Annotated in this window: 4 protein-coding genes and 1 pseudogene; 3 read left to right on the top strand and 2 right to left on the bottom strand. The window is 72.0% G+C overall.

The annotated features are described in order from the left end of the window. Positions 1-308 (bottom strand): annotated as a pseudogene (locus tag G6028_RS14505) (2-phospho-L-lactate guanylyltransferase); the annotation flags it as partial. A gap of 108 nt (positions 309-416) precedes the next feature. Here G6028_RS14505 and G6028_RS14500 point away from each other — a divergent pair. Both G6028_RS14500 and G6028_RS14495 read left to right on the top strand, forming a co-directional pair. After that, complete coding sequence (locus tag G6028_RS14500; RefSeq protein WP_182652674.1) at positions 417-1,415, top strand: NAD(P)H-dependent glycerol-3-phosphate dehydrogenase; 999 nt, start codon at positions 417-419, stop codon at positions 1,413-1,415. Between the two features lie 10 nt (positions 1,416-1,425). Further along, entirely contained in the window at positions 1,426-2,532 is a 1,107-nt protein-coding gene (locus G6028_RS14495; protein ID WP_182659294.1) for a D-alanine--D-alanine ligase family protein, read from the top strand. Positions 2,533-2,542: 10 nt separating this feature from the next. On the opposite strand, the gene G6028_RS17770 is transcribed toward G6028_RS14495, so the two are convergent. Then, positions 2,543-3,196, bottom strand: a complete 654-nt coding sequence (locus G6028_RS17770) for a DUF3515 domain-containing protein (RefSeq protein WP_182659293.1) — start codon at positions 3,194-3,196, stop codon at positions 2,543-2,545. Between the two features lie 112 nt (positions 3,197-3,308). On the opposite strand from G6028_RS17770, the gene G6028_RS14485 reads away from it, so the two are divergent. After that, on the top strand, positions 3,309-3,897 hold a 589-nt coding region (locus tag G6028_RS14485; protein WP_241730783.1), incomplete at its 3' end, for a thiamine-phosphate kinase.

Raw genomic sequence — 3,897 nt, 5'->3', positions numbered from 1 at the left:
AGCGCGGCGTTGAGCGGGTCGCCGTCCGGCCGTCCCGCGGCGTCGACCGGCTCCGGGACGATCTCGACCGGGAGGAGGCGGGCGAGCGCCGCCATGTCGGGATCCGAGGTCACCACCCGCACCCGGGAGACACCGGGCGTCGCGACGCAGGTCCGGAGCACGTCCGCGGCCATCGCGAGGGCGAGTGCCCGCCTGTCGGACGCCGGAAGAGCGCGGGCGAGGCGGCTCTTGGCACGGTCGAGGGCCTTGACGGGGACGATGATCGTCCACCCGCCATCAGCCGCCCCGTGACCCGACACCGTATTCATCGACCGCCATCCTGCCAGCAGACCCTCGCGAGCGCGCCGGGCCGGGTAGCGTTTGCTCACGATCCACCGGCGATGGCCCGGGTGGGGGACGACGAGCCGGGAGGCGAAATGGCACGGGTCGCGGTGATGGGTGCGGGGTCGTGGGGGACCGCCGTCGGTAAGATCCTCGCGGACGCGGGGTCGGAGGTGGTCATGTGGGCCCGCCGGGACGAGGTGGCCCTCGGGATCAACGAACGGCACTGTAACGAGAAATATCTGCCGGGCATCGTCCTGCCCGCGACGGTCACCGCCTCGACGGACCCGGCCGAGGTGCTCGCGGGCTCCCACGAGGTCGTCCTGGCGGTCCCGTCGCAGAGTCTCAGGGGGAACCTGGAGCAGTGGGTCGACCTCCTCGAGTCGGATGCCGGGGTCATCTCCCTGGCGAAGGGGATCGAGACCGGGACGCTGATGCGCATCAGCGAGGTCGTCGCCGAGGTCACCGGGTTGACGGCGGACAGGATCGCCGCGTTGTCCGGCCCCAACCTCGCGCGGGAGATCGCCGAGGGCCAGCCGGCGGCGACCGTGATCGCCTGTACGGACGTCGACCGGGCGGCCCGCCTGCAGGACGCGTTCGCCACCCCCTACTTCCGTCCCTACACCAACACCGATGTGGTGGGGTGCGAGATCGGTGGCTCCACCAAGAACGTCATCGCACTGGTGTGTGGGATCGCGACCGGGATGGGCCTGGGTGACAACACCATGGCCACGCTCGTCACCCGTGGGTTGGCGGAGTCGACGAGGCTCGGGGTGGCGCTCGGTGCCAACCAGATGACCTTCGCCGGACTCGCGGGGCTCGGCGACATGGTCGCCACCTGCACCTCGCCCCTGTCCCGCAACCGGACCTTCGGTGAACGGCTGGGCAAGGGCGAAACCCTGGAGCAGGCCCAGGAGGCCACCAACGGACAGGTGGCGGAGGGGGTCAAGTCCTGCACGTCGATCCGTGCGCTCGCCCGACAGGTGGGCGTCGAGATGCCGCTCACCGAGGCCGTCCACGAGATCTGCCACGAGGGCGGCGACGCCGTCGAGGTGGCGGTGCGCCTCATGAGGCGGAGCACCAAGCCCGAGTAGCCTCGGCCCGGTGAATCGCATCACCGTTGCCGTCCTCTATGGCGGCCGCAGCTCGGAGCACTCCGTGAGCTGCGTGTCCGCCGGCGCCGTCATGGCACATCTCGACCGATCCGTCTACGAGGTGATCCCCGTCGGGATCACCGGATCGGGGAGGTGGACCCTGGGTCCCGACGACGTGTCGGGCCTGCGGATCGTCGACCGCGTCATGCCGGAGGTCGACCCGGGGCGACCACAGGTGGCTCTCGGACTGTCCACCGGCGACCGCGGGGTCCTGCGGTACGTGGACGGGGAACGGGCCGGTGAGCAGGCCGCCCGTGTGGACGTGGTCTTCCCCGTCATGCACGGCACCCACGCGGAGGACGGCACCGTCCAGGGGCTCCTCGAGCTCTCGGGGATCCCCTACGTGGGGCCGGGGGTGTTCGCCAGTGCTGCCGGCATGGACAAGGAGTTCACCAAGGTCGTGCTGGGTGCGGCCGGTCTGCCGATCGGTGAGCAGGCGGTGTTGCGCCCCGGGGCCGAGACGCTGCCGCAGGCGGAACTCGACCGCCTCGGGCTCCCGTTGTTCGTCAAGCCCGCCCGCGGTGGCTCGTCCATCGGGATCACCAAGGTCTCCCGCGCGGGAGACCTCGACGCGGCGATCGCCGAGGCCCGCCGGTTCGACCCCAAGGTGATCGTCGAGGCCGCCATCGTGGGCCGCGAGGTCGAATGTGGTGTCCTGCAGTACCCGGACGGTCGGGTGGAGGCGAGCCTGCCCGCCGAACTCCACATCCCCGGTGAGCCGACCGGTCTGGAGGGTGAGACCGAGGGCGACTCCTTCTACGACTTCGACACCAAGTACCTCGACGACGTCTGCACGTTCGACCTACCCGCGCTGCTCCCCACCGCGGACACCGACCGATTGCGCACGCTGGCCGTCGAGGCGTTCCACGCCCTGGACGCCCGTGGACTGAGCCGGGTCGACTTCTTCGTCACCGAGCACGGACCGGTGATCAACGAGGTCAACACCATGCCGGGGTTCACCCCGATCTCGATGTACCCGCAGATGTGGGCGGCCTCCGGCGTCGACTACCGGACCCTGCTCGACACTCTGGTGCGGACCGCGCTCGCCGGCTGCTGACCCCGGGGGGTCACCCGATCGGAGCGGGCCGCGGTTCGACGGCCTCGAGACCGGCGGAGAGGGCGTCCGAGAGATCCTGGATCGGACCCGTACCGCCGGTCGCGGGGAGAGTGACCGCGATGTACTCCGGTCGGTCGACGGCGACCCAGGTGGACGACGTCACTGCGGGGTCCGGGTCCGGTTCGTTGAACCACTGGACGCCGTTGACCTCCTGGAGCGACACCCCGACGGTGAAGGTCGGCGGGGCCGGGAGGCCGCAGCGGACGACGACGGTCTGGGCGTCGGGCAGCCGGTACGCCGCGGCACCCGGCGGGGCGGGCTCGACGAACGCGACCCGGTTCGCCTCACCGAGGGTGTCCGGGAGGGACTCGACCAGCGACAGGCACACCTCGGAATCGGCTCCGGGGGCCGGGATGGTCACCGCGGTCACGGGCTCGCTCGCGGCGGACTCGGCTGCCTCGTCCCGGACGTCACGCACCAGGACGAGCACCACGGCGAGCAGCACCAGCGGGATGAGTACCGCCGCGACCACCACGAGGGGCGAGACCGGCGGTCGGTGGCCGCCATCGGATGACCGGCCGTCGGATGATCGGACGTCGGGAGTCCGCGGCCCCGAGCCGCCCGCGTCGTGACCGTCGCCCGGGACCGTGTCCGTGCTGCCCACCTCGAGTAGTCCTCTCTCCCGCGGTCGGCCGCCCGGGGTGGCGGCCGCTAGCCTGTCGGCAACGCTACAGCCACCCGCCGGTCCTCCCGGCGCCTGACCTCCGAGGACGCCGATGAGCCCTGCGACCGAACGGCCACCGACCGTCGCGGAGGTGGGGGAGGCCGGGGTGCTGGCGGTGTTGAGCGGTCCGGGGGACGCCCACTCCGGCGACCCGGTGGGCAACGGGGACGACGCCGCCGTCCTCGGTCCGGCCGCGGCGACGGTGGTGACGACAGACATGCTGGTCGAGGGGACCCACTTCCGCCTGGACCTGACCACCTGGAGGGACATCGGTCGCCGCGCCGTCGCACAGAACGTCTCCGACGTCCTGGCCATGGGCGCCGACTGCTCCCGCGTCCTCGTGGCCCTGGCGGTGCCCGGGGAGACGACGATGGAGCAGATCGGGGAGCTGGCCGCCGGGATCCACGGAGAGGCCGCGCGATCCGGTGCCGTGGTGGTGGGCGGTGATCTCACCAGCGCTCACCTCGTCGTCGTCAGTGTCACCGCGATGGGCACCCTCCCGGACGGCGCGCGCCCCCTGCGGATCGACGGCGCCGCCCCCGGCGACCGGGTGGCGCTCACCGGTCAACCCGGTCGCTCCGCGGCGGGGTTGGCACTGCTGTTGGCGGGCCACACCGAGGGCCCCCTGCAGCAGGCCCACC

The sequence above is a fragment of the Dietzia cercidiphylli genome (assembly GCF_014145145.1).
Lineage (GTDB): Bacteria > Actinomycetota > Actinomycetes > Mycobacteriales > Mycobacteriaceae > Dietzia > Dietzia natronolimnaea.
This window is presented reverse-complemented; position numbering and strand designations above follow the sequence as displayed.

Excerpts from the sequence above, each read along its gene's own strand:
- G6028_RS14500 (WP_182652674.1), top strand. The coding sequence starts at position 417 with ATGGCACGGGTCGCGGTGATGGGTGCGGGGTCGTGGGGGACCGCCGTC.